This window comes from Bradyrhizobium sp. WSM4873 (assembly GCF_055811355.1).
The window spans coordinates 56,430-79,899 of record NZ_JBVVPS010000008.1 but is presented as its reverse complement, the minus strand read 5'-3'; the positions used below and the strand labels follow the sequence as shown (position 1 = coordinate 79,899).

21 protein-coding genes are annotated in these 23,470 nt (G+C 63.5%); 10 read left to right on the top strand and 11 right to left on the bottom strand.

The genetic code is table 11. The annotated features are described in order from the left end of the window. Positions 1-38: 38 nt before the first annotated feature. The 3 genes from AC0L21_RS13870 to AC0L21_RS13860 form a co-directional block, all read right to left on the bottom strand. Complete coding sequence (locus AC0L21_RS13870) at positions 39-1,205, bottom strand: substrate-binding domain-containing protein (protein ID WP_473262533.1); 1,167 nt, start codon at positions 1,203-1,205, stop codon at positions 39-41. Between the two features lie 237 nt (positions 1,206-1,442). Continuing rightward, positions 1,443-3,179, bottom strand: coding sequence for a putative bifunctional diguanylate cyclase/phosphodiesterase (locus AC0L21_RS13865; protein ID WP_473262303.1), 1,737 nt, complete (start codon positions 3,177-3,179; stop codon positions 1,443-1,445). Positions 3,180-3,387: 208 nt separating this feature from the next. Continuing rightward, the gene (locus tag AC0L21_RS13860) at positions 3,388-4,353 is read right to left on the bottom strand and encodes a sensor histidine kinase (protein WP_473262532.1); all 966 of its coding nucleotides are present in this window, start codon (positions 4,351-4,353) and stop codon (positions 3,388-3,390) included. Positions 4,354-4,548: 195 nt separating this feature from the next. Here AC0L21_RS13860 and AC0L21_RS13855 point away from each other — a divergent pair, with 195 nt between their 5' ends. Next, positions 4,549-5,388 (top strand): SDR family NAD(P)-dependent oxidoreductase, encoded by an 840-nt coding sequence (locus AC0L21_RS13855; RefSeq protein WP_473262300.1) that lies wholly within the window; start codon positions 4,549-4,551, stop codon positions 5,386-5,388. A 140-nt stretch (positions 5,389-5,528) separates the two neighbouring features. Here AC0L21_RS13855 and AC0L21_RS13850 read toward each other — a convergent pair whose 3' ends face one another. Together AC0L21_RS13850 and AC0L21_RS13845 are read right to left on the bottom strand one after the other, a co-directional pair. Next, positions 5,529-6,917 (bottom strand): cytochrome P450, encoded by a 1,389-nt coding sequence (locus tag AC0L21_RS13850; RefSeq protein ID WP_473262297.1) that lies wholly within the window; start codon positions 6,915-6,917, stop codon positions 5,529-5,531. A 228-nt stretch (positions 6,918-7,145) separates the two neighbouring features. Continuing rightward, a complete protein-coding gene (locus tag AC0L21_RS13845) occupies positions 7,146-8,381 on the bottom strand; it encodes an LLM class flavin-dependent oxidoreductase (protein WP_473262295.1) in 1,236 nt (411 codons plus the stop codon). On the opposite strand from AC0L21_RS13845, the gene AC0L21_RS13840 reads away from it, so the two are divergent. Both AC0L21_RS13840 and AC0L21_RS13835 read left to right on the top strand, forming a co-directional pair. Further along, entirely contained in the window at positions 8,325-8,669 is a 345-nt protein-coding gene (locus tag AC0L21_RS13840; protein ID WP_473262538.1) for a hypothetical protein, read from the top strand. The two genes, AC0L21_RS13845 and AC0L21_RS13840, sit on opposite strands and share 57 nt — an antisense overlap. A 195-nt stretch (positions 8,670-8,864) precedes the next feature. Further along, positions 8,865-10,031, top strand: a complete 1,167-nt coding sequence (locus AC0L21_RS13835) for an extracellular catalytic domain type 1 short-chain-length polyhydroxyalkanoate depolymerase (RefSeq protein WP_473262293.1) — start codon at positions 8,865-8,867, stop codon at positions 10,029-10,031. A 1-nt stretch (position 10,032) separates the two neighbouring features. Here AC0L21_RS13835 and AC0L21_RS13830 read toward each other — a convergent pair whose 3' ends face one another. Then, a complete protein-coding gene (locus AC0L21_RS13830; protein ID WP_247463976.1) occupies positions 10,033-10,335 on the bottom strand; it encodes a hypothetical protein in 303 nt (100 codons plus the stop codon). 131 nt (positions 10,336-10,466) lie between these two features. On the opposite strand from AC0L21_RS13830, the gene AC0L21_RS13825 reads away from it, so the two are divergent. Continuing rightward, positions 10,467-10,847, top strand: coding sequence for a winged helix-turn-helix transcriptional regulator (locus AC0L21_RS13825; RefSeq protein WP_473262290.1), 381 nt, complete (start codon positions 10,467-10,469; stop codon positions 10,845-10,847). Between the two features lie 3 nt (positions 10,848-10,850). On the opposite strand, the gene AC0L21_RS13820 is transcribed toward AC0L21_RS13825, so the two are convergent. Beyond that, positions 10,851-11,531 carry an MBL fold metallo-hydrolase gene (locus tag AC0L21_RS13820; protein WP_473262286.1) on the bottom strand — a complete coding sequence of 227 codons (681 nt, stop codon included), beginning with the start codon at positions 11,529-11,531 and terminating at the stop codon, positions 10,851-10,853. Positions 11,532-11,702: 171 nt separating this feature from the next. On the opposite strand from AC0L21_RS13820, the gene AC0L21_RS13815 reads away from it, so the two are divergent. Further along, positions 11,703-13,307 (top strand): alpha-amylase family glycosyl hydrolase, encoded by a 1,605-nt coding sequence (locus tag AC0L21_RS13815; protein ID WP_473262284.1) that lies wholly within the window; start codon positions 11,703-11,705, stop codon positions 13,305-13,307. 156 nt (positions 13,308-13,463) lie between these two features. On the opposite strand, the gene AC0L21_RS13810 is transcribed toward AC0L21_RS13815, so the two are convergent. Then, positions 13,464-15,161, bottom strand: a complete 1,698-nt coding sequence (locus AC0L21_RS13810) for an alpha-amylase family protein (protein WP_473262282.1) — start codon at positions 15,159-15,161, stop codon at positions 13,464-13,466. A 242-nt stretch (positions 15,162-15,403) separates the two neighbouring features. Between AC0L21_RS13810 and AC0L21_RS13805 the strand changes: the two genes are divergently transcribed. Beyond that, a complete protein-coding gene (locus AC0L21_RS13805; protein ID WP_473262279.1) occupies positions 15,404-15,892 on the top strand; it encodes an MmcB family DNA repair protein in 489 nt (162 codons plus the stop codon). A gap of 153 nt (positions 15,893-16,045) precedes the next feature. On the opposite strand, the gene AC0L21_RS13800 is transcribed toward AC0L21_RS13805, so the two are convergent. Both AC0L21_RS13800 and AC0L21_RS13795 read right to left on the bottom strand, forming a co-directional pair. Next, complete coding sequence (locus tag AC0L21_RS13800; RefSeq protein ID WP_007598178.1) at positions 16,046-16,600, bottom strand: ActR/PrrA/RegA family redox response regulator transcription factor; 555 nt, start codon at positions 16,598-16,600, stop codon at positions 16,046-16,048. A 102-nt stretch (positions 16,601-16,702) separates the two neighbouring features. Beyond that, positions 16,703-18,013 carry an ActS/PrrB/RegB family redox-sensitive histidine kinase gene (locus AC0L21_RS13795; RefSeq protein ID WP_473262531.1) on the bottom strand — a complete coding sequence of 437 codons (1,311 nt, stop codon included), beginning with the start codon at positions 18,011-18,013 and terminating at the stop codon, positions 16,703-16,705. 105 nt (positions 18,014-18,118) lie between these two features. Here AC0L21_RS13795 and AC0L21_RS13790 point away from each other — a divergent pair, with 105 nt between their 5' ends. From AC0L21_RS13790 to AC0L21_RS13775, 4 genes are all read left to right on the top strand, one after another. Continuing rightward, positions 18,119-18,922 (top strand): ABC transporter ATP-binding protein, encoded by an 804-nt coding sequence (locus AC0L21_RS13790; RefSeq protein WP_473262276.1) that lies wholly within the window; start codon positions 18,119-18,121, stop codon positions 18,920-18,922. A 132-nt stretch (positions 18,923-19,054) separates the two neighbouring features. After that, positions 19,055-19,873 carry an ABC transporter permease gene (locus AC0L21_RS13785; protein WP_473262273.1) on the top strand — a complete coding sequence of 273 codons (819 nt, stop codon included), beginning with the start codon at positions 19,055-19,057 and terminating at the stop codon, positions 19,871-19,873. Positions 19,874-19,994: 121 nt separating this feature from the next. Next, positions 19,995-21,323 carry a polyhydroxyalkanoate depolymerase gene (locus AC0L21_RS13780; RefSeq protein WP_473262269.1) on the top strand — a complete coding sequence of 443 codons (1,329 nt, stop codon included), beginning with the start codon at positions 19,995-19,997 and terminating at the stop codon, positions 21,321-21,323. Positions 21,324-21,540: 217 nt separating this feature from the next. Beyond that, complete coding sequence (locus AC0L21_RS13775) at positions 21,541-22,380, top strand: M48 family metallopeptidase (RefSeq protein ID WP_473262266.1); 840 nt, start codon at positions 21,541-21,543, stop codon at positions 22,378-22,380. 175 nt (positions 22,381-22,555) lie between these two features. Here the strand turns inward: AC0L21_RS13775 and AC0L21_RS13770 are convergent, their stop codons facing one another. Then, positions 22,556-23,215: a hypothetical protein gene (locus AC0L21_RS13770; RefSeq protein ID WP_473262263.1), complete on the bottom strand. Its 660-nt coding sequence runs from the start codon at positions 23,213-23,215 to the stop codon at positions 22,556-22,558. Positions 23,216-23,470 lie beyond the last annotated feature (255 nt).

The following is a 23,470-nucleotide window of genomic DNA, read 5'->3' as shown; positions in this document are numbered from 1 at the left end:
GGCCTCTCCCGCAAGCGGGAGAGGTGAAGTCAAAAAACTCAGCGCTTGTTCTTGATCGGAACGTCCATGTCCTCGATCTTCAGCTCGCGCACCGGCTCGAGCACGGCCCAGGCGACATTCGGATCGACCTTGACCTTGAAGTGATACATGCTCTGGAGCGCCTGATGGTCTTCCTTGCGGAACATCATCTTGCCCTTCGGCGTGTCGAACTCCAGGCCTTCCATCGCGCTGATCAGCTTCTCGGTGTCGGTCGACTTCGCCTTGGTGACGGCGGCGACGACGGACATCGCGGCGGCGAAGCCGCCCGCGGTGAAGAAGTCCGGCGGCGCGTTGAAGCGCTTCTGGTGCTCGGCGACGAGCCAGTCATTTACCGGGTTCTTCGGGATCGCGTAGAAATAATAGGTCGCGCCTTCCATGCCGGGCAGGCCCTTATAGGCGGCGAGCGCCGGCAGGATGTTGCCGCCGGTGGACAGCTCGATGCCGTAGCGCTTCGGATCCATGTCCTGGAGTTTCGCCAGCGGATTGCCGGCGCCGGCCCAGATTACCCAGATCACCTTGCGGCCCGGCTTGTCCTTCAGCGCGTCGAACAGGCGCTGGCCGACCGCGGTGAAGTCGGTGGTCGAAGTCGGGGCATATTCTTCGGCGGCGAGGGTCGCGCCGGTCTTGCCGAGCGCCTCCTTGAAGGCTGCGACGCCGTCGCGCCCGAAGGCGTAGTCCTGCGCCAGCGTCGCGACGGTGACGCCCTGCTTGCCGATCGCGACCGCGTTCGAGATCGCGTCCTGCGACGAGTTGCGCGCCGTGCGGAAGATGTAGCGATTCCACTTCTCGCCGGTAATCTGATCCGCGACCGCGGGCTCCACGATTAGGATCTTCTTGTTCTCCTCGGCGACCGGCAGGATCGCGAGTGCGGCGGCCGACGAGGTCGTACCGATCGCGATGTCGACCTTGTCGTCCTGATAGGCTTCCGCGAGCGCGGCCTTGGAGAGATCCGGCTTGCCCTGGTCGTCCTTGGTGATGACGACGATCTTGCGCCCGTCGAGCGTCATGGTGCCCTTGGTGGCGTATTCAAAACCCATCTGCAGGCCGGTCTCGGTCTGCTTGGCATAGGCTTCGAGCGGACCGGTCTTGCCATAGATCAGCGCGATCTTGAGATCGTCGGCCTGTGCGGAGGTGCCCGCGGCGAGGGCGAGGATGGTGGTTGCCATGACGAGTGATCGACGCACGGTGGTCCCTCCTGATGAAATGCTTTGGCCATAGCGATTTGCACAACCACGCAGACATTGCAATTCCACCTTCCGGCGAACCACGGGAACGGCGTGTGTGATACTGTCTCGGTCCGGCCGCGCCGGATCGCTTCCGCCGAGGAAATCGGCAGAAGCGATTGTCGACATCACCCGTGGAACGGGTTGCTCAAGCTCTGAAAAGTAACGATCAGGCCCGGGTTACCGCCGGTATCCGTTCGCGCGGGAATAGCCCTGCCGGTTCTGTTGCGTCGCGCGGTTTGTGACGCTGGCGCGTGCTTCGCTGGAGATGGGCGTTGCGAGCTTCAGCTCCTCCAGGAAGATCGGCCGGGAGAAATAATAGCCCTGGGCGTAGCGGATCTTGGTCGCAGCCTGGAGGTAGGCGAGCTCCTCGTAGGATTCGATGCCTTCGGCAATCACGGTCATGCCGAGCGCCTCGCTCAGGGATTCGATTGCGCGCAGAATCCCCTGGTTGCGTGGACGCTTATGGATATCGGTGATGAAGGAGCGGTCGATCTTGATCTCGTCCGCGGTGATGTCGGCGAGCGCCGAGAGCGAGGAATAGCCGGTACCGAAATCGTCGATCGAGATGGCGACGCCGAGCTTGCGGAACATCGGCAGGATCTCGGCCTGGAAATGATTCTTGGCGACGAAGGCGTCTTCCGTCACCTCGATCATGAAGCGCTGCGGAAAACCGGTGTGGTCGAGCGCCTGGGCAAAGCTGCGCATGAATTCGGGGTTGCCGGCCTGCTTGGCCGCGACGTTGATGCTGATGGTCGCTTCCGCACCGAATGTCTCGTTGATCAGGTCGATCGACTTGACGATCTCGGCGAGCACGAGATGGGTCAGCTCGTCGATCAGCCCGAGTTCGGTGGCGAGATTGATGAACGAGCCCGGCGCCTGGATCACGCCCTCGTCGTCGCGCAGCCGCACCAGGGCCTCGATGCCCTTCACCTCCTGCGTGCGAATGTCGACCTTGGACTGGAAGGCGCAGCAGAAGCGTTTCTCGAGGATGGCCTGCCGCAGCGACTGCTCGATCTTCATCCGGGCCAGCGCCTCGCGCTCCATGCTGGAATCGAAGAAGGCCGCCGATCCCTTGCCGTCATTCTTGATGCGGTACATCGCGATGTCGGCATTCTGGCGCAGTGTCTCGAAGCTGCTTCCGTGCTCGGGGTAGAGGCTGATGCCGACCGAGGTTGAGGCGAACACTTCCGAATTGTCGATGAAGAACGGCGCCGTCAGCCGTTCCAGGGTCGACTGCATGAATTCGGCGACTTCCTCCTGGTTCTGGATCGGCGACAGCAGCAGCAGGAATTCGTCGCCGGAGATGCGCGACAGCATGTCCGAATCGCGCAAGCCGCGTCCAAGCCGCTTCGACAGCTCGACCAGCAGGGCATCGCCCACGGTGTGACCGTAATAGTCGTTGATGTGCTTGAAATTGTCGACGTCGAGAAAGGCGAGCGCAAAGCGCTCGCCGGCGAGCCCCTGCGCGAGCAGGCTGGCGGCGCGATGCTCGATCACGCGCCGCGAGGGCAGGCCGGTCAGCTCGTCGAAATAGGCCGAGCGGAACAGCTGGTCCTCGAAATTCTTCTGCTCCGTGATGTCGGAGGAGGCCGAGATCAGCAGCTCGCGTCCGTCGAGACGGATCGGACGATGGGTGGTCAGCAGCACCTGGCGTGCGGCTCCGTCGTGGAGCGCTTCCTCGGCGACGACCGCCTGGCCGGAGCTCAGGGCCTGCCGGCAGGCTTCGAGGCGCGACGCGAGATCGCGCGAGGGGCGGCTGCCGTCAATGCCCAGCTGGGCGGCCGCGACATCGTTGACCAGGAGAAGTTCGCCTTGCGCGTCCTGCACAGTCAGGCCGGCAGGCAGCATTCTAACGATTTCCTTGAGGAATCCGAGTTCGGCTTCGCTCGCGCCGGAATATTTGTTGTCGTTCATAGAAGTCATGAATCTTGTTGTTTCAGCGCGCTTTTGCAATGGCCGCGATCTTGCGCGGTTCCCTCTTAAGTTTGGTTAAGGGGTCCGGAGAATTACGGTGGTGTTTTGCGGCGATGCGACGCGCGCAGCCCATCGTCATTAACAGGGCGTCAACGCGTCCGGCGAAACCGCGAACGACGCGCGTGAGCGGGTTTCGTTTGCGCCGCGTCTAACCGTCCTTGGGGATACGGCATTGCATGGTGCAATGAAGTCCGGTCCTGAGATAGGAGACCTCCGTCTTGCCGTCGAAGGCCGACAGCGCCGACTTCAACAGCTTGGTGCCGAACCCGGGCTCGGAGATCTTGTCGACACTCGGGCCCTCGGTTTCATCCCAGGTCACAGTCAGGCGGTCGTCGCTGACGGTCCATGACACCTGCAACAATCCTCGCGGCGCGGAAAACGCGCCATATTTGCCCGCGTTAGTGGCGAGCTCGTGAAACATCAGGGACAGCGTGACCGCAAGCTTTGGCGGCAGGAACAGCCGGTCGCCGTTGAGCGTGAAGCGGACATGGCCATAAGGGCCGAGTTCGGAGATCAGGAGGTCGCGAATGTCGCAGCCGCCCTTGTCGATCCGCGAGATCAAATCGTCGGTCGCTGCAAGCGATCGCAGCCGCGGATCGATCCGGGCCCAGATTTGCGGCTGATCGTGCAGCACCTGATGCAGCACGGCATGCACCGTCGACAGCTTGTTCTTCAGCCGGTGCTGGAGCTCGTCGACCAGCAGCTTGCGGTAGTCTTCTTCCTCGATCAGGCGTCTGGAAATCCGGCGCTGCTCGACGAGGAGCGAGCGATAGTGCTCGACGCCCCAGATCGTGAGCGCGCAGACCGCCCAATAGAGTGCCAGCAGCGCGAATCGCGCGTTATCGGCAAGCGCATCGCCAAAATTCACGACGACGCCGAGCACACCGCCGACCAGCGCCGTGATGATGCCGATGCGGAAGCCGCCGAACGCGGCCGCAAAGAACACGGCCGGGAAATACGGCGTGAAATAGACGTCGGGCCGCACATGGGCGAGAGCCCAGCGCGCCAGCGTCGCAACCAGCAGGCAGGCAACCGCAAACGCAAGGCTCAGGCCGAGCGATGGCGGTGCCACGCCCTGCCAGCCCTTGCGGAATTCGTCGATCAGCTTCCCCATGCGCAGTCCGGTCGCGATACGCATTCGACAATCGAGCGGTCGCCAGGAATGTTACGCATGTCGCCGGCCCCAAGCAAAGCTTGCCTTGTCGGAAGCCGGCAGGAATAGTGCCTGCTGCGGCGCCGACCGTCGTGGCGCCGTCGTCGATCGGTGTCCGCCATTTGGCGTCAAGGGGTTCGAAAACAGGGACATTCCATGGGCAGGCTGGATGGCAAGGTCGCGGTGATCACGGGCGCGACGAGCGGGATCGGGTTGCGGACTGCTGAAGTCTTCGTTGCCGAAGGTGCCAAAATTGTGATCGCGGGGCGGCGTATACCGGAAGGCGAGGCGCTGGCGAAGCAGCTCGGGGCGAATTGCGTCTACCGCCAGACGGATGTGACGGACGAAGCGCAGATGCAGGCGCTGATCGCGCTCGCCATCGAAAAATTCGGCCGCATCGACTGCCTGTTCAACAATGCCGGCGGCCCGGCGCAGACCGGCGGCATCGAAGGCCTCGAGGTCGAGCGCTTCGACGCGGCGATGGCGACCCTGCTGCGCAGCGTCATGCTCGGCATGAAGCACGCCGCGCCCCACATGAAGAAGCAGGGATTTGGCAGCATCATCAACAATGGCAGCATCGCCGGCCGTCTTGCCGGCTTCTCGTCGTCGATGGTCTATGGTGCGGCCAAGGCGGCGGTGATCCACCTCACCAGATGCGTGGCGATGGAGCTCGGCGAGTCCAACGTCCGCGTCAACTCGATCTCGCCCGGCGCCATCGCGACCGGCATTTTCGGCAAGGCGCTCGGCCTTTCGACCGACGCGGCGGAGAAGACGCCGGCGGTGATGCGCGAGGTCTACAAGACCGCGCAGCCAATCCCGCGCGCCGGCCTTCCCGATGACATCGCCCATGCAGCGGTGTTCCTGGCCAGCGACGAATCCAGCTTCATCAACGGCCATGACCTCGTCATCGACGGCGCGATGACCGGCGGCCGCAACTGGAGCCAGCAGCAGCAGGGCTATGTCGCGTTGCGCAAGGCGTTCGATCAGGGGGCGTAGGAGGTTGGTCTCGTGCCCCGGACGCGGCGCGGCGCGAAGTGCCGCTCCGCAGAGCCGGGGGCCATCTCTCGCACGGAACGTGGCTCACTATTCTGGATCCCGGATCGCGCTTCGCGCGTCCGGGACACGCAAGTGGAGCGCTAAACCGCCTTTACCCGCACCCGCAATCCGTCGCGCGGTTTCGGGATCGGCCACATCTGCCAGTCCGGCTTGTAGCCGTGCTCCAGCGACACCTCGATGTTCTGCAAGAAGTGCCGCGCGAAGCATTTGGCCTGCATGTAGGCGAAGTGCAGGCCGAGGCACATATGCGCGCCGCCGCCGAACGGCACCCAGGCGAAGCGGTGTCGGTTGCGCTGGGCCTCCTCGGTGAAGCGAGAGGGATCGAAGCGGTCCGGCTCCGGCCAGATGTCCTTCATGTGGTGGGTGTAGAGCGGATTGACGCCGATCGCGGTGCCGGCCGGAATCGAAAAACCCTTGAAGGTGAAATCGCGCATGGCGCGGCGCGGCATCGAGGGCACCGGCGGCTTGATCCGCAGCGCTTCCTTGAACGCCATCTCCGACAGCGGCATCTTTTCGAGATCGTCGAAGCTGCTCGGCGCACCAGGGGCGAGTCCCAGCGCCATGACTTCCGCGCGAAGCTTGTCCTGCCAGTCGGGATTTGCCGCGAGCTCGCCGATGAACGACGTCAGCGACGAGGTCAGCGACGAGGTCAGCGTGTCGTGCGCCGCCATCATCAGGAAGCTCATGTGGTCGATGATGTCCTGTTCCGACAGTAGCGCGCCGTCCTCGTGGGTTGCGCGGCAGAGCTGCGAGAACAGGTCATCGCCGCCGTGATTGCCGCGTCGCAGCGGAATCTGCTCGCGGAAATAAGCGACGATGCGCTTGCGCCCCCTGACGCCCGCCGCCATTTGCGTGCCGGGCAGGGGCCGGCGGATCGGGGCGACGGCGGCGGCGACCATGTCGACGAAGGCGCGGTTGATCTCGTCGACCTCCGGCCCGATATCGGCGCCGAGAAAGGATGCGGCGGCGAGATCGAGCGTGAGCTGCTTCATCGCCGGATAAAGCTGCATCTCGCCGGGTTTCGCCCTCCACTGCGCGACGCGGGCGGCGATGCCGCGGTCGAGATCGCTCAGATACGACTTCATCGGGCCGGACTTGAATGCGACCGACAGCGCCTTGCGGTGCAGCCGGTGCTCCTCGAAATCCAGCAGCATCAATCCGCGCGGAAACAACAGGCCGAGCACCTTGTTCCAGCCATGGGTGGAGGAGAACAGCTTTTGCTGGTCGAACAGCACGAGCTCGTTGGCTTCGGGGCCGAGCAGCACGACATTGGTCTCGCCGAAGAAATGCGTGCGATAGACCAGGCCGTACTTGGCGCCGTTCGACTCGATGTGTCCCTTGGGGTCGGCGAGCACCTGAAAGGTCTTGCCGATGATCGGCCAGCCTTCGTCGCCGGGGATATGTGTCAGCTCGTTGCGCTTGGGCGGAGTGAAGCCGAGCGCAGGCGCGGCTACATTCTGCATCGACATGACGGTCGCTCCGGTTGGCTGGACCCAACATAACACAATCCCGGTCCGCTGATGCGCCGGTGCTTCGCTGTGGCCATCCTTCGAGACGCCCGCCTCTGGCGGGCCCAGGACAGCGTTGTGCGGCAGCAGTTTCAACGGACTCCGATGCCGCTTAGCCTCATCCTGAGGAGACCGCGGAGCGGTCGTCTCGAAGGACGAGGCGTTCGCCGGGGCCGGCGGGCCCTGAACTTATCGCTTCGCCGCTTCCTTCTGCAAATCCGGCGCGTTGACGGCCGGAATCGCAACGCGGCCGGCGCCGGTCACCTTCAACGCCTCGGCGGCCTTCTCGTTTTCCATGATCTTGGCCATCACGGCCTGTCCCGCACGCTCGAAGATCGCGCGGTTCTCGATCACGAACTTTTGCGACTTGCGCAAGCCGTCGATGTAGCCGTTGATCTCGGGCACCACGTAGCGCGCGACCATGTCCCAGCTCCGGCGCGTGTTCTCCGGATTGGCCCAGTCGTGCACGAAGCCGATGACGGCGCCGACGCCACCGGAGACCTGCATCACGTTCTTGATCATCTTGACGAGATCGTCGGGCGTGCCGATGACGGAGGCCGCGCCCTCGACGAAGGCGGTCTTGTCGACGGCCTCGTCGGGTGAGGCGAACGCGGTGAGCCCGGGCCGTTGCAGCGTGCCGACATTATATTCGTTGTGCCAGCGCATCAGCCCGGCGCCGGCCTCGCGGCGCGCCTGCTCGCGGGTTTCGGCGATGTGCCAGGTCAGCAGCACGCGCCAGTTCGCGCGATCGACCTTGGTGCCGTGCTTTTTCGCCGCATCCTCGGCGAACTGCCATTGCTGTTGCAGCGACATCAGACCCTGCGTCGTCATCGAACCCAGCGAGATGATGCCGATGCCGTATTTGCCGGCGAGCGTCATGCCGGAGGGCGAGATCTGCGAGGCCACGACGAACGGCATTTCCTCCTGCAGCGGCAGGAGCTGCAGCGCGGCGTCGTTCATGGTGAACCAGTCGCTCTTCGCAGTGACGCGCTCGCCGTCGAAGAGACGGCGGATCACGCCGATCGCCTCGTCCTGGCGGTCGCGCTGCGTCATCGGATCGATGCCGAGCGTATGCGCGTCGGAGGCGAGCGCGCCGGGGCCGGAGCCGAAGATGGCGCGGCCGCCGGTCATGTGGTCGAGCTGCACCATGCGCTGCGCGACATTGTAGGGATGATGATAGGGCAGCGACACCACGCCGGTGCCGAGCTTGATCCGCTTGGTGCGCTCGCCGGCCGCCGCCAGGAACATCTCCGGCGAGGCGATCATCTCCCAGCCGGAGGAATGATGCTCGCCGCACCAAAACTCGTCATAGCCGAGGCTATCTAACTGCTCGACCAGGTCGAGATCGCGCCGGAACTGGAGCATCGGATGCTCCCCGATCGGATGATGCGGGGCAAGAAAGGCTCCGAACTTCAGGCGCGCCATGGCGTTCTCTCCGGCTTACATTTTTTGTTTGTTTGTGGCGCGAAGCTACGTGCTGAAGACAGCGAACGCAATCGCGGGATGTCCCGCGCGGTGGAATGCAGCCATGCGATGGAGCGATCAAACCGTCACAAAGCAGATCGATTCATGGCGCGAGTTGGCGAGCGACGTCCGGGGCACCAAAAACGTCTTCTGGCCGGCCTGCTCGGCTCCACCCTGACTTTGCCGTTCAAGCCCTGCAATCAGCGCGCGCAGGTTTCCTCGTCTCGCTTGCGCTGTTCGCGACATTAATCATGATCTGCGCCGCATTCCTGGCGTGGATGCGCCTGGCATCTGCACGAAGTTGAGGCATTGCGGTTAATACGTGCGGATTTCTGCAGGTTTCCCGTGATTTAGCGCGCATCGACAGCACACGGTCTTTTTATTTTGCGCTGCAGCAACTATTTGGTTTGGGTGGACGTTGAACGTCGCCTGCCAGGAGCTGCCGTGTCGTTAACCAGAAATGTCGACCTCTTGAGACGTCTGCCAAAGCTGGACGGATTGCGCTTCGCCGAGTTTGGCCGGAGCGCCGATGCGTCCAGTCCGTTGCAGGAGGTTACGGGCTTCGGCGACAACCCCGGCAATCTGCGCCTGTTCGCGTTCGTGCCGCCGCAACTGCAGAAGCCGCGCGCACTCGTCGTCGTCTTGCACGGCTGCGGCCAGACGGCGGCAAGCTACGACCTCGGCGCCGGATGGTCGACGCTCGCCGAGCACTACGGCTTCGCGCTGTTGATGCCCGAGCAGCAGCGCGTCAACAACAGCAACACCTGCTTCAACTGGTTCAATCCGGAAGACACGGCGCGAGACAGCGGCGAGGCGTGTTCGATTCGCGAGATGATCGCGCACATGATCGAAACGCATCGCGTCGATCCCAGGCGCATCTTCATCACGGGCCTGTCGGCCGGCGGCGGCATGACGTCGGTGATGCTCGCGACCTACCCTGAAGTGTTCGCGGCCGGTGCGGTCATCGCGGGACTTCCGTACGGCATCGCGACGAATCTGCGCGAGGCGCTCGACGGCATGTTTCATTCCCCGGAGCGGCCGGCGCGCGAACTTGGCGATCTGGTGCGGCGGGCCTCGGATCATCGCGGGCCCTGGCCGAGGATCTCGGTGTGGCACGGCAGCGCCGATCGCACCGTCAATCCCGGAAATGCCAACGAGATCGTCAAGCAATGGCTCGACTTGCACGATCTGCCCGAGGCGCCGATGGCGGAAACTGACATCGACGGCTATCCGCGCCAGGCCTGGTGGAACAAGGACGGCGAGACGCTCGTCGAGTCCTACGCCATCACCGACATGGCCCACGGCACGCCGCTCGGCCTTGCCGATAACGACCAGCGCTATGGCGTGGAAGGCGCGTTCCTGATCGAGGCCGGCATCTCCTCGTCTTATCACATCGCCAAATTCTTCGGCCTCACCGGCTGGATTCCCGACGCGGCGAAGAAGGCCGAGCCAAAGCCGACGCCGGCCCGCTCGCCCGCGCCGCATCTGGCACGCTCGATCCGCGCCGCGGTCGCCGAAGAGACGGCCGAGCCGAAGCGCGAGGAGGCTCGCGGCTTCGATCTCGGCCAGATCATCACGCGCGCGCTCACGGCCGCGGGATTGATGAAATAATTCAGGCCGTCGCGCCGATCCATTCGATCGGCGTCGCCGTCACCTCGCCGCCGGCGACCTTGCGCGTCATCTCCTGATAGGCCTTGAAGAAGTCGCGCGATTGCAGCGCCTTTTGCGCGGCATCGTCACTGACGCTGGCGAGATGGAAATAGCTGCCATTGTCGCGGTTCTTCAGGACGCGATACCCGATCCGTCCTTTCAACTCCGGATCGCCGTCGATCGCCTTGATGAAGCGGCCGACCTCCTGGTGCCAGGCCTCCGTCGTGCCGTTCTTGAATTCGTACCGGATCATGAAGTGCTTCATGTGACGCTCCCTGTTCTCGTTGTGCGTCATCATCTGCGTGCTGGGCGCGAACCTGCAAGTATGGACAAAATTGATAGTATGGACTTTTTCGGCGTCGCTCCTATGCTCACCTCCCACATGGAGGAAACGACATGGCCAGGGAAAGGACAAAGCCAGTCCCCGCGCGCAACTGTCCGGTCGCGGCCTTTCAGAAGATGATCAGCGGCAAGTACAAGCTGCGCATCGTCTGGGACCTCAAGGACGGCCCGCGCCGCTACGGCGAGATCAGGAGCGGCCTGTTGCGCGGCACGGAAGGCAGCGCCGAGATCACCCCGCGCGTGCTGAGCCGGGAGTTAAAGGCGCTGACTGAAAGCGGCCTGATCGATCGCAAGGATTTTGGCGAGGTGCCGCCGAAGGTGGAATATCGCCTCACCCGCAAAGGCAAGAGCTTCGTGCCGGTGGTCGCCGCGATCCGCGACTGGGGCGACCGCAATCTGAGTGCGCCCCAAGTGCTGGCGGACGCCGCCGAGTAGGGCCTACATCTCGCCGGTGATGAACGGATTGGTCATCCGCTCCTGGCCGATGCTCGAGCCGGCGCCGTGGCCGCAGATGAAGCCGACATCGTCGCCGAGCGGCAGCAGCTTGGTCTTGATCGAGTCGATCAGGGTCGCGTGACTGCCGCCGGGCAGATCGGTGCGACCGACCGAGCCGGCGAACAGGACGTCGCCGACATGGGCGAAGCGCAGATCCTTGTTGAAGAACACCACGCTGCCGGGCGAGTGGCCGGGGCAATGATAGATCTCGAACTGGAGATCGCCGATCGCCACGCCGTCGCCTTCGTCGAGCCAGCGGTCCGGCTCGAAATTGCGCACCCCCGTCATGCCGAACCGGGCGCCGCTCTCGACCACGTTGTCGAGCAGGAATTTGTCCGCGACATGCGGGCCCTCGATCGGCACCTTCAGCGCGTCGCGCAGTTCGGCCGCGCCGCCGACGTGGTCGATATGGCCGTGAGTCAGCCAGATCTTCTCCACGGTGACGCCGGTCTGCTTGATGGCGTCCAGGATCTTCGGCACGTCGCCGCCGGGATCGATCACCACGGCCTTCTTGGAAGGCTCGTCCCAGATGATGGTGCAATTCTGCTCGAACAGCGTCACGGGAACGATGATCGCGCCCGCCTTCGCGGCTGCCTCGGCTTGTGTCTCGTTTTGCTCGGTCATGGCGCCACAATGCCGATTTTTGCCATGACGCCAAGCAAAAGAGTTGCTCCCGGGCTCGGGAACAGCCGCGGACATCGTCACACGGACGTCCCAATTCGCCTGCTGTTTTGAACCGGGGCGCGCCTTCCGCGTTCTCCCGCGCGACGAGCAGTTTTTGGATGGATTTCCCGTATGGCTCAGGGCGGCGAAAATTGGTGGCGCGACGGCATCTTCTATCAGATCTACCCGCGCTCCTTTCAGGATTCAAACGGCGACGGTGTCGGCGATCTCGCCGGAATTTTGCAGCGGCTGCCTTATGTGAAATCGCTCGGCGTCGACGCGATCTGGCTGTCGCCGATCTTCCCCTCGCCGATGGCCGATTTCGGCTACGACATCTCCGACTACACTGGCATCGAGCCGCTGTTCGGCACGATGGCGGATTTCGATGCGCTTCTTGCCGCCGCGCACGACAACGGCCTCAAGCTGATCCTCGACCTCGTGCCGAACCACACCTCGGACCAACATCCCTGGTTCGTCGAGAGCCGTTCCTCGCGCGACAATCCCAAGCGCGACTGGTACATCTGGCGCGACCCGGGCGAGGGTGGCGGCGTGCCGAATAATTGGCTGTCCGAGTTCGGCGGCAGTGCGTGGCAGTTCGACGAGGCGACCGGTCAGTACTACTATCACGCCTTCCTCGCCCAGCAGCCGGACCTCAACTGGCGCAATCCCGATGTCCGCGCGGCGATCTACCACGTGATGCGGTTCTGGCTGGAGAAGGGCGTCGACGGCTTTCGCGTCGACGTGATCTGGCATCTGATCAAGGACGCCGAGTTCCGCGACAACCCGCCCAATCCGCATTATGCCGAGGGCCGGCCGCCGAACGAAAAGATCCTGACGCAATATTCCACCGACCAGCCGGAGGTGCACGACGTCATCGCCGAGATGCGGCGCGTCACGGATGCCTATGATGCCCGCGTCCTGATCGGCGAGATCTATCTGCCGCTGCATCGCCTCATGGCCTATTACGGCAACGATCTCACCGGCGCGCAGATGCCGTTCAATTTCGCGCTGCTCTCGACCCTCTGGAGCGCGCGGTCGATCGAGAAGATCGTCGAGGATTACGAGAAGGCGCTGCCGAAGGGCGCCTGGCCGAATTGGGTGCTCGGCAACCACGATCGTCCGCGCGTCGCAAGCCGCGTCGGGCCGGAGCAGGCCCGAATCGCCGCCATGCTGCTGTTGACGCTGCGCGGCACGCCGACGCTCTATTACGGCGACGAGATCGGCATGCATCAGCTCGCGATCGCTCCCGAGTTCGTGCGCGACCCATTCGAGAAGAACGTACCCGGCATCGGTGTCGGCCGCGACGGCTGTCGCACGCCGATGCAGTGGGATTCGTCTAACTTCGCCGGGTTCTCGGACGTCAGGCCATGGCTGCCGCTGCCGGAGGATCACATCCGCAACAACGTCGTCGATCTCGAGGCCGATTCGCGCTCGATCCTGACGCTCTACAAGCGCCTGATCGCGTTGCGGCAAGGGTGTCCGCCGCTGGTCGCGGGCGATTATCATCCGATCGCGGCACAAGGCGATCTCCTGGTCTATCGCCGTGCGACCGAGGGCAGGGCGGTGATCGTGGTGCTCAATCTCGGCCCCGAGCCGATCGCGGTCACCACCAGCGCGATCAAGTTTGGCAGCGAGATTCTGCTGTCGACATTCCTGGATCGCGAGGGAGAGCGGCTCGAAGGCGTGCTGGATTTGCGCGGCAATGAGGGGGTGGTGGTGATGCCGCCGCAGCCTTAGTCGTCGTCCTGGACAAGCGAAGCGCAGATCCAGGACCCATTACCCCAGCGAGTGGTTTGGCGAAGATCGTGGTGAACACTTCCTACGACAACGCGCGATTGGGGTAATGGGTCCTGGCTTTCGCCTTGACGACAACGGAGTGTGTGCTCGCACCGCCTACCCCGGATGCTTGTTGCCCCGCAATGTCTCGTCGATATCGCTGCGCTTCAACAGATAATCCAATCCACCGACGCGGTACCAGCGATAGCCGTAGGGCTCCAAGACGACGCGGTGCTGGCCGCGCTTGTCGGCGTGGCTGTGGTCTTCCGCGAGCAGATTGATCAGGTGCGCGCCGGCCTCATCAGGCAGCCCCGTCGAGAACGCGATCTCGCGCGGCTTCTCGTCGAGATTGTGCACGAACAGCACGGAATTGTTGCGCCAGTCGTAGCGCATGATGAACACGGCGGGATCGCGCGTCGCGATGATCGAAAAATCGCCCCAGCCGATCTCCGGCACCTCCTTGCGCATGCGGACGATGCGCTCGGTCCAGTTCAGCATCGAGTTGGGATCGCGCCGCTGCTTGGCGACGTTGACGTGCGGATAACCGTAGGGTCCCTCGTCGATGACGGGCAAGGCCGGCTTGTCGCTGGTGGTGAAGCCGCCATGCGGCTCCGTCGACCATTGCATCGGCGTGCGCGCGCAATTGCGTTCCGGCAGCGAAAGATCGTCACCCATTGCGATCTCGTCGCCATAGCGGATCACCGGCGTTCCCGGCAGCGTGCACATCAGGCTGTAGGCGAGCTCGAGCCGCCGGCGGTCGCCACCCAGCATCGGTGCCAGGCGACGGCGAATGCCGCGGTCGTAGAGCTGCATGTCCTTGTCAGGACCGAAGCTCTTGAACACGGTGTCGCGCTGCGCCTTGGTCAATCGCCCGAGATCGAGCTCGTCATGATTGCGCAGGAACAGGCCCCATTGCGCCGAGGCGGGCCGCGGCTTGGTCGCCTTCAGCGCTTTCCCCAGCGGGCGGGAATCGGACGAGGCCAGCGCATAGAACAGATGCTGGTTGACCTGGAAATTGAACATCATATGCATGCGGTCGGCATCGCGGCCGAAATATTCCATGTCCGTCTTTGGCAGCACGTTGGCCTCGGCGAGGATGATGGCATCGCCCTGCCGCCATTGCAGGAATTCACGAAACGTCCGCAGCATGTCGTACTGCTCGGTCGGCTTTTTCACCTTGGCGCCTTTGGTCGCGATGACGAAAGGCGCCGCATCCATGCGAAAGCCCGAGACGCCGAGCTGGATCCAGAAGCCCATGATTTTCAAAATCTCGGCCTGCACATGCGGGTTCGAGGTGTTGAGATCGGGCTGGAAATCGTAGAAGCGGTGGAAGTACCAGGCGCCGGCTTCCTTGTCGCGCGTCCAGGTTGATTTCTGAACGCCGGGAAACACCATGCCCTGATTGGCGTTGGCCGGCTTCTTGTCGGACCAGACATACCAGTCGCGGTAGGGCGAATTCCTGTCGCTCCGCGCCGCCTTGAACCAGGGATGCTGGTCGGAGGTGTGGTTGACGACCAGATCGATGATGACGCGAATGCCGCGCTGCTTGCAGCCATGGGTGAACTCGACGAAATCGCCGAGCGTGCCGTAGCGGGCATCGACGCTATAATAATCGGCGACATCGTAGCCATCGTCGCGGCCGGGCGAGGTCTGGAACGGCATCAGCCAGATCGTGGTGATGCCGAGGCCGTGCAGATAATCGAGCCGGCGCAACAGGCCCTTGAAATCGCCGATGCCGTCGCCGTTGGCGTCCATATAGGTGCCGACCGACAGGCAATAGATGATGGCGTTTTTGTACCAGAGATCGTCGATCATGCGCGCGCAGCCTCGGTGGTTCCGCCGAGGTGCGGCGGCTGCGTGATAAGTGTTAAGAGCGAGAGCGGTTCCGTACCCCGCCGTCGTCCTGGACAAGCGAAGCGCAGATCCAGGACCCATTACCACCGGGTGTAGTTTGACGAGCACTGGTGGTTATCAGCTCGCGCACCAACGATCCCTTGGGGTAATGGGTCCTGGCATTCGCCAGGACGACGAGGGAGGAATCGGCTATTCTCCTCGCCATGGACAACACCGCCCGCATCGCCATCGTGCCGCCGCCGGACCGCCGTCAATCCGAGACGGCGCTGGCGATCGCGCGCGGCACGGCGCGGTTGCTGCGCTCGCTCGGCTTCACCTGCATCAGCGAATTGCCGCTGCCCTCGGGGCGGCGCGCCGATCTCGTCGCGCTGAACGAGCGCGGCGAGATCTGGATCGTCGAGATCAAATCGTCGGTGGAGGATTTGCGCGCCGATCAGAAATGGCACGAATACCGGGCGCATTGCGACCGGCTGTTCTTCGCCTTCACGCAGGACCTGCCTTGCGAGATCTTTCCGCAAGATACCGGTCTGATCATCGCGGATGCCTATGGCGCGCACCTGCAATGCGAGGCGCCCGAGCACAAGCTCGCCGCGGCCACGCGCAAGCAGATGACGGTGCGGTTCGCGATGGCGGCGGCGTTGCGGATCAACCGGCTGGTCGATCCGCAGGGGCATGCGGAGCTTTGGGAGTGAGTCCGGTCTCGTGTCCCGGACGCGCTGCAACGCTTCCGCGTTGCTGCGCAGAGCCGGGACCCAGCAGGCGACGTTCGAGCTGAGGCATGGGCCCCGGCTCGGCAGCGCATCACTCCGTGCTGCGCAGCGTCCGGGGCACGGTAGCCGTGACTATCAGCGCGGCGCGCGCTTGGCCAAAATCCGCTGCAGCGTGCGCCGGTGCATGTTGAGGCGCCGCGCCGTCTCCGAGACGTTCCGGTTGCACATCTCGTAAATGCGCTGGATGTGTTCCCAGCGCACACGGTCAGCTGACATCGGGTTCGCCGGCAATTCGGACTTGTCCGAGCCGGTCGACAGCAGCGCCGCGACCACGTCGTCGGCGTCCGCGGGCTTCGAGAGATAATCGACCGCGCCCATCTTCACCGCGGTGACGGCGGTGGCGATGTTGCCATAGCCGGTCAGCACGATCGCGCGGGCGTCGGGGCGCTTCTTCTTCAGCGCCGAGACCACGTCGAGACCGTTGCCATCACCCAGCCGCAGATCGACCACGGCGAATGCGGGAGCGGCCTTGCCGATCTGCGCCAGACCGTCCGAGACGGTGTCGCATGACGTCACCGCAAAACCGCGCGTTTCCATGGCGCGCGACAGCCGCTCCAGGAATGGCTTGTCGTCCTCCACGATCAGCAGCGAGCGGTCGGTCTGTTCATTCAGTTCGGCGATGGCGTTCAAGGTTTGTCCTCTCTCCAACGCGTCTACATATGGCCTCGCAATCGGGCGGTGCCAAGGCCGCCAATGGTCGATCGGCCCCGTTGTGCGACGCAAGGTCGCGGCCTATCCTATTGTTTGTTCGAAGGTCTCGATAGCCTCAAAACGCTCTCTCGGCCACGTGATCTGGACCACTGCGCCATGGTCCGGAAAGGTCCGGTTGGTAAACGAGACCTTGGCGCCGGTGCGCTCCAGCAAGGTGCGCGCGATGAACACGCCGAGCCCGAGACCGCCGCCTTCGTCCTGGCTGCGCCGCCGCGACAGATAGGGCTCGCCGATCCGGTTCAGAATGTCAGGCGGAATGCCGGGACCATCATCGGAAATCACGAGCTCGATCGTGTCCTTGTTCCACCACGCATTCACCTCGACGGTGGTGCGGGCGAAATCGACCGCGTTCTCGACGATGTTGCCGACGCCGTAGAGGATCGCCGGATTGCGCGAGCCGACCGGCTCGGCCACGATGGCGACGGCGATACGCACCTTGATATCGACGCCGAAATCGCGGTGCGGCGCCACCACCTCCTCGATCAGCTCCGACAGCTTCATTCGGTCGAACGGCGCCCCGGTGGAGGAGAGCTGGGTGATCTTGCTCAATATGTCGCGGCAACGCTGCGTCTGCTCGCGCAGGGTCTTCAGGTCGGCGGCAAAGTTCGGCTCCTTCACCGTCTTCTCCAGCTCGCGCGAGATCAGGAAGATCGTCGCGAGCGGCGTGCCGAGCTCGTGCGCCGCGGCCGCGGCCAGGCCGTCGAGCTGGGTCAGATGCTGCTCGCGCGTCAGCACCAGCTCGGTCGCGGCCAGTGCGTCGGCGAGCTTGCGTGCCTCTTCGGTGACCTGGAACGAGTAGAGGCTGGTGACGCCGATCGCGAGCGCGATCGAGAGCCAGACGCCGACGAGATAGACCGGCGGCAGCACCAGCGGATCGTCGGAATCCCAGGGCAGCGGCAGATGGAAAAAGAACAGCACCGAGGCGCAGGCGACAGCCAGCACGCCGAGACCGAAGGTGAAGCGGGCCGGCAGCGCGGTCGCCGAGATCAGCACGGGCGCGAGGAACAGGAACGAGAACGGGTTCTGGAGTCCGCCGGTGAAGAACAGGAGACCCGCCAGCTCCACGATGTTGAGCGCGAGCAGTCCGGCCGCCTGCATCGGCTCCAGCCGCTGCAGCGGATTGGACACGGTCTGGAGCGCCAGATTGAGCGCCGCCGACAGGGCGATGATGCTGACGCAGGGAACGATCTCGACATTGAATTCCAGTCCCTGCGCCACGATGAAGATCGCGGCGAGCTGGCCCAGCACCGCGAGCCAGCGCAGCCGCAGGATCGTATCCAGGCGGATATGCCGCTGCGCGGGGCGAAAGTCGGAAGCGGCAAGTTCGGTCATTTCGGCCAAGGGGGCGGTGCCTTCTCGATCACAAGCGCGCGGCTCACGGAACCACCGGATTACAAGCCTTGCGCTCTCCGCTGCAATAGCAGAAGAACGCCCAGCATGACCGAGAATGACCAGGCTTCAAGCTGGCCGACTGTCGCGGATCGCAGCCTCTCCGCGGCCATCGCGGTCGATCACCTCGTCAAGGTCTACAAGCAGACCCGTGCCGTCGACGACATCTCCTTTTCGCTACCGGGCGGCAGCATCACCGGGCTGCTGGGCGGCAACGGCGCCGGCAAGACCACAACCATCGCGACGATCATGGGCCTGGTGCTGCCGACCTCCGGCCGCGTCCAGGTGCTCGGGCATCGGATGCCGGAGGACAGCGCATCCGTGCTGGGTCGGATGAACTTCGAGAGCCCCTATGTCGACATGCCGATGCGGCTCACGGTGCGTCAGAACCTCGCCGTGTTCGGCAAGCTCTATGCGGTGAAGAACCTTTCCGATCGCATCGCTGAGCTGGCCTGCGACCTCGATCTCACCGAGTTCATCGACCGCGCCAACGGCAAGCTCTCCGCGGGACAAAAGACGCGCGTTGCGCTTGCCAAGGCGCTGATCAACCAGCCCGAGCTGCTGTTGCTGGACGAGCCGACCGCCTCGCTCGATCCTGACACCGCCGACTGGGTCCGGGGTCATCTGGAGCGTTATCGCAAGGCGAATAATGCCACCATCCTGCTGGCCTCGCACAACATGCTCGAGGTCGAGCGGCTCTGCGACCGCGTCATCATCATGAAGCGCGGCCGTATCGAGGACGACGATACGCCCGAAGCCATCATGGCACGCTACAACCGCACCACGCTGGAAGAGGTGTTCCTGGACGTCGCGCGCGGCCGGGTGAACGGCGCGCAGGAGGCGGCACGATGAACGGGCCGGGGGCGCTTCTTTCGTCATTGCGAGCGAAGCGAAGCAATCCAGAATCTCTCCGCGGAAGAATTCTGGATTGCTTCGTCGCAAGGGCTCCTCGCAATGACGGTGCGTGCAGATCCCGGAGCGGCCATGATTGATTCCTCCCTCCATCGCGGCATCTCCCTCCACCGCATCGGCGCGATGATCCTGCGCTATTGGTATCTCCTGCTGTCGTCCTGGCCGCGGCTGCTCGAGCTGCTCTACTGGCCGGCGCTGCAGGTCATCACCTGGGGCTTTCTCCAGCTTTACATCGCGCAGAATGCAAACTTCTTCGCGCGTGCCGGCGGCACCCTGATCGGCGCCGTCATCCTCTGGGACATCCTGTTTCGCGGGCAGCTCGGCTTTTCGATCTCGTTTCTGGAAGAGATGTGGGCGCGCAACCTCGGCAATCTCATGATGAGCCCGTTGAAGCCGATCGAGTTTCTGCTGTCGCTGATGATCATGAGCCTGATCCGGCTCGCGATCGGCGTCATCCCGATGACGCTGCTCGCGCTGGTCCTGTTTCACTTCAACGTCTATGCGCTCGGGGTGCCGCTGATCGCGTTCTTCTGCAATCTGATCTTCACGAGCTGGTCGGTCGGCATTTTCGTCTCCGGCCTGGTGCTGCGAAACGGCCTCGGCGCCGAGAGCATCGTCTGGACCTTGATGTTCGGAATCATGCCGCTCGCTTGCGTCTACTATCCCGTCAGCGTGTTGCCGGTCTGGTTGCAATATATCGCCTGGACGCTGTCGCCGACCTATGTGTTCGAAGGGATGCGCGCGCTGTTGATCGAAAACACCTTCAGGACCGATCTGATGCTGAGCGCGTTGGCCATCAACGCGGTGCTGTTAGTTGCATCTTTTGGGGCATTCCTTGCCCTTTTGCGCAGCGCCCGGATGCAGGGCTCGCTGCTGTCAGGCGGCGAATAACGTCACTTTCTCGTGGATTCAGCCCGGTTTTGGCACCTGGGCCACGTAGATGTACGGAACCATGCATTGACGCAATATTACGCATTCGGCAGTATGCTGCGATGCGAAGAGGAATATAGCGATGCCGATTGGTGAGTTTGGCGGCGCGCCGCCCCTGGTGGCCGAAGGCAGTCCGGTCCTGACGACGCCGATGTACTGGATGTACGAGATGGGGCAAGCCTCTCTCAATCCGGCGCGTGCGATCACGGACGCGACCAAGCTGCTGTTTCAAAATCCCCTCAATCCATGGGCACGCACCGAGGTCGGCAAGTCGGTTGCCGCGGCCTGCGAACTGTTCGAACGCACCACGCGCCGTTACGGCAAGCCGGAATGGGGCCTCAACGACACCGAGGTCAACGGCATCCGTGTCCCCGTCGAGGTCCGCTCGGTCTGGGAAAAGCCGTTCTGCCGCCTGCTCTACTTCGATCGCAAGTTCACCCGTCCGCTGCGCAGCCCGCAACCGCGCGTGCTGATCGTCGCGCCGATGTCCGGCCATTACGCGACGCTGCTCCGCGGCACCGTCGAGGCTTTCTTGCCGGCGCATGAGGTCTACATCACCGATTGGGCCGATGCCCGCATGGTGCCGCTCAGCGGCGGCCGCTTCGATCTCGACGACTACATCGACTACGTCATCGAGATGCTGCATGTCCTCGGCGGCAACACGCATGTGCTGGCGGTGTGCCAGCCCTCGGTTCCCGTCGTCGCTGCCGTTTCGATCATGGAAGCGCGGCGTGATCCCTTCGTGCCGACTTCGATGACTCTGATGGGCGGCCCGATCGACACCCGCCGCAATCCGACCGCAGTGAACAACCTTGCGCAGGAGCGCGGTATCGACTGGTTCCGCAACCACGTCATCACCAAGGTGCCGTTCCCGCATCCGGGCATGATGCGCGACGTCTATCCGGGATTTTTGCAGCTCAACGGCTTCATCAGCATGAATCTCGACCGGCATATGGATGCCCACAAGCAGCTGTTCGCCAATCTGGTGAAGGGCGACGGCGACCTCGTCGACAAGCATCGCGACTTTTACGACGAATATCTCGCGGTGATGGATCTCTCCGCCGAGTATTACCTGCAGACCGTCGACACCGTGTTCGTGAAGCATTCGCTGCCGAAGGGCGAGATGACCCATCGTGGAACACGCGTCGATCCCTCCAAGGTCACGCGCGTTGCGTTGATGACGGTCGAAGGCGAGAACGACGACATCTCCGGCATCGGTCAGACCGAAGCAACGCACACATTGTGCAGCTCGATTCCCGATCATCGCCGCGTTCATTACGTCCAGAAGGGCGTCGGACATTACGGCGTGTTCAACGGCTCGCGCTTCAAATCGGAAATCGTGCCGCGCATCCATGACTTCATGGTCTCGGCGGCGAATCCGAGCTCATTGCAGGCGCTCGCGGCTGAATAATCGCATATTTCGGCTTTCCCGCTGCAAATCGACGCCCTGTCGGAGGCTCCGACAGGGGCAAGTTCCCGCCAGATTCGCGGTATTCAGGTAGCTTTGTAGGAGTGAGTCCAACCTCACCCCTTGGGGGTGCCGCATGCGCCGAACGGGGGCGAAAAAAGCCGGTTCCAACCCCAGTCTGTAGGGTCTCCCGGACGCCAGACCCCTGTATATTGGGCAAATGATTTGTTTTTGCGCCGAGCGCTTTCCCTGGCGGCGGTTATGGCAGAATCCGGGCGCTCTCCTGCCCCCCGGACTGACAGACATGGCCACTCGCGCACTCCTCTATCGCCGGCCCCACGAGCCGAAGACCCTCCTGATCACCCATGGATCGCAATATTTTGCGATTCGGCTGCGCCGGCATCGCCGCGCGCGTCGTTACACGCTCAGAATTCATCCGAGCGATCGCGAAGCCATCCTCACCATGCCGCCGCGCGGGACGCTCGCCGAAGCAAAAGACTTTGCGCAGCGCCACGGCGCGTGGATCGCGGCACGTCTCGGCCGTTTGCCGAAGGCCGCACCGTTCCAGCCTGGCACAGTGATACCGCTTCGCGGCGTTTCTCATCGCATCGTTCATCGCGCCGGCACCCGCGGTACGGTGTGGACGGAAGTGCGCGATAGCGGTGAGCGCATTCTCTGCGTCGCCGGCGGCGTCGAACATGCGGACCGTCGCGTCAGCGACTTCCTCAAGCGCGAGGCCCGCCGCGATCTTCAGCGTGCCGCGGAAGCCTATGCCGGCGAGCTCGGCGTCAAGGTCAAGCGGCTCTCGATCCGCGATCAATCGAGCCGCTGGGGCTCCTGCACCTCGGCCGGTTCGCTGTCGTTCTCCTGGCGCCTGATCCTCGCGCCACCCTACGTGCTCGACTACCTCGCCGCGCACGAGGTCGCCCATCTCGTCGAGATGAACCACTCGGCGCGGTTCTGGCGCGTCTGCGGCAAGGTCTGCCCGTCGATGGAGCGCGCCAAGAAGTGGCTCGATACGTACGGCAACGATTTGCACCGGTACGGGGTCGAGGATTAGGTCCTCGCTGCCAGCCTCCATCTGACGCTGTCATCGCCCGGCTCGACCGGGCGATCCAGTGTTCCGAGGCGGTTGTTATTGAACCGAGAGGCCGCGGCGTACTGGATTCCCGCGTTCGCGGGAATGACAGTTGAGAATGCGGCGACGTCCGCGCGAACTCAATTCATCCCTCTGCTCAGGCGCTGACATCCGCGCTTGTCCCCGGCTGCCTGCGCGAGGCGAGATAGGATGACTGCAATTGCGCGGCCGCCTTCTGGCCCTCGGCCAGCATCGCCTGGAAGGCCGCGTCGAGTTGATCGCGGCTATAGGTTGCGGAGCTGCTTTCACGCGGGGTCCATTGCGATTGCGTGATCGCGGTGGAAGCTTTTTCAACGGTGCCACCGAGCCGCTCGGCATAGCTATCGGCCCGCCACTGCGCCAGATCCGGTCCACTCAGACCGGGTGGATCCTCCAGCTTGCCGATCTTTGCAGCCGCCTCGTTGGTCATCGTCGAGGACCCGCCATTGTACAGGGTGGCGACCACCTTGCCGTCGACCTTCACCTGAGCATAGGTATTCTCCGGTGCACCGTCCGAGACGGCCGATTGAGTCGCGCTCGTGTCATGGGTCATCAGCCAGTTCGTTGCCATGAGGTCGCGCAGGTGAGGATTGTCCGCCGCGGATATCGACTTGGCGCCTGTCAGGGGCTTGACCTGCGAGACGTCGATCCGAAAGCCGTCGGTCGCAGCATCAGTCGCATCCGGTCCCGCCGGCTGAAGACTCGATGTCCTGTTCGAAGCGGACGTTGATGCGGGCCGCAGATGAGGCAACGCCGCGCTGGATACACCTGACATCATGGAACGCTCTCCGATACTTGCTCAACCTATGAGAGCAAATCCCGGGCCGCCGCCCCGAGCTTGAAGAGACTGGTTTTTTTTGCGTTCCGGGAGCTGCGGGGATCGGTCGATTTTGCCATGGTAGGCAGGACTTGCCGAAGACGACACTGGTGGCGAACAGGGATAGCCGAGATAGCGGCCGCGTTCGGGATGATGGCGGGACGGTTCTGTTTTGCCCGACGTGTCAAATGGCCTTGCTGCCGGAATCAGCCGTCT

Bases quoted from the DNA above. Each gene is read 5' to 3' on its own strand.
- AC0L21_RS13870 (WP_473262533.1), bottom strand. From the start codon at position 1,205: ATGGCAACCACCATCCTCGCCCTCGCCGCGGGCACCTCCGCACAGGCC.
- AC0L21_RS13865 (WP_473262303.1), bottom strand. From the start codon at position 3,179: ATGAACGACAACAAATATTCCGGCGCGAGCGAAGCCGAACTCGGATTC.
- AC0L21_RS13860 (WP_473262532.1), bottom strand. From the start codon at position 4,353: ATGGGGAAGCTGATCGACGAATTCCGCAAGGGCTGGCAGGGCGTGGCA.
- AC0L21_RS13855 (WP_473262300.1), top strand. From the start codon at position 4,549: ATGGGCAGGCTGGATGGCAAGGTCGCGGTGATCACGGGCGCGACGAGC.
- AC0L21_RS13850 (WP_473262297.1), bottom strand. From the start codon at position 6,917: ATGTCGATGCAGAATGTAGCCGCGCCTGCGCTCGGCTTCACTCCGCCC.
- AC0L21_RS13840 (WP_473262538.1), top strand. From the start codon at position 8,325: ATGCTCCCCGATCGGATGATGCGGGGCAAGAAAGGCTCCGAACTTCAG.
- AC0L21_RS13845 (WP_473262295.1), bottom strand. From the start codon at position 8,381: ATGGCGCGCCTGAAGTTCGGAGCCTTTCTTGCCCCGCATCATCCGATC.
- AC0L21_RS13830 (WP_247463976.1), bottom strand. From the start codon at position 10,335: ATGAAGCACTTCATGATCCGGTACGAATTCAAGAACGGCACGACGGAG.
- AC0L21_RS13825 (WP_473262290.1), top strand. From the start codon at position 10,467: ATGGCCAGGGAAAGGACAAAGCCAGTCCCCGCGCGCAACTGTCCGGTC.
- AC0L21_RS13820 (WP_473262286.1), bottom strand. From the start codon at position 11,531: ATGACCGAGCAAAACGAGACACAAGCCGAGGCAGCCGCGAAGGCGGGC.
- AC0L21_RS13815 (WP_473262284.1), top strand. From the start codon at position 11,703: ATGGCTCAGGGCGGCGAAAATTGGTGGCGCGACGGCATCTTCTATCAG.
- AC0L21_RS13810 (WP_473262282.1), bottom strand. From the start codon at position 15,161: ATGATCGACGATCTCTGGTACAAAAACGCCATCATCTATTGCCTGTCG.
- AC0L21_RS13805 (WP_473262279.1), top strand. From the start codon at position 15,404: ATGGACAACACCGCCCGCATCGCCATCGTGCCGCCGCCGGACCGCCGT.
- AC0L21_RS13795 (WP_473262531.1), bottom strand. From the start codon at position 18,013: ATGACCGAACTTGCCGCTTCCGACTTTCGCCCCGCGCAGCGGCATATC.
- AC0L21_RS13790 (WP_473262276.1), top strand. From the start codon at position 18,119: ATGACCGAGAATGACCAGGCTTCAAGCTGGCCGACTGTCGCGGATCGC.
- AC0L21_RS13785 (WP_473262273.1), top strand. From the start codon at position 19,055: ATGATTGATTCCTCCCTCCATCGCGGCATCTCCCTCCACCGCATCGGC.
- AC0L21_RS13780 (WP_473262269.1), top strand. From the start codon at position 19,995: ATGCCGATTGGTGAGTTTGGCGGCGCGCCGCCCCTGGTGGCCGAAGGC.
- AC0L21_RS13775 (WP_473262266.1), top strand. From the start codon at position 21,541: ATGATTTGTTTTTGCGCCGAGCGCTTTCCCTGGCGGCGGTTATGGCAG.
- AC0L21_RS13770 (WP_473262263.1), bottom strand. From the start codon at position 23,215: ATGATGTCAGGTGTATCCAGCGCGGCGTTGCCTCATCTGCGGCCCGCA.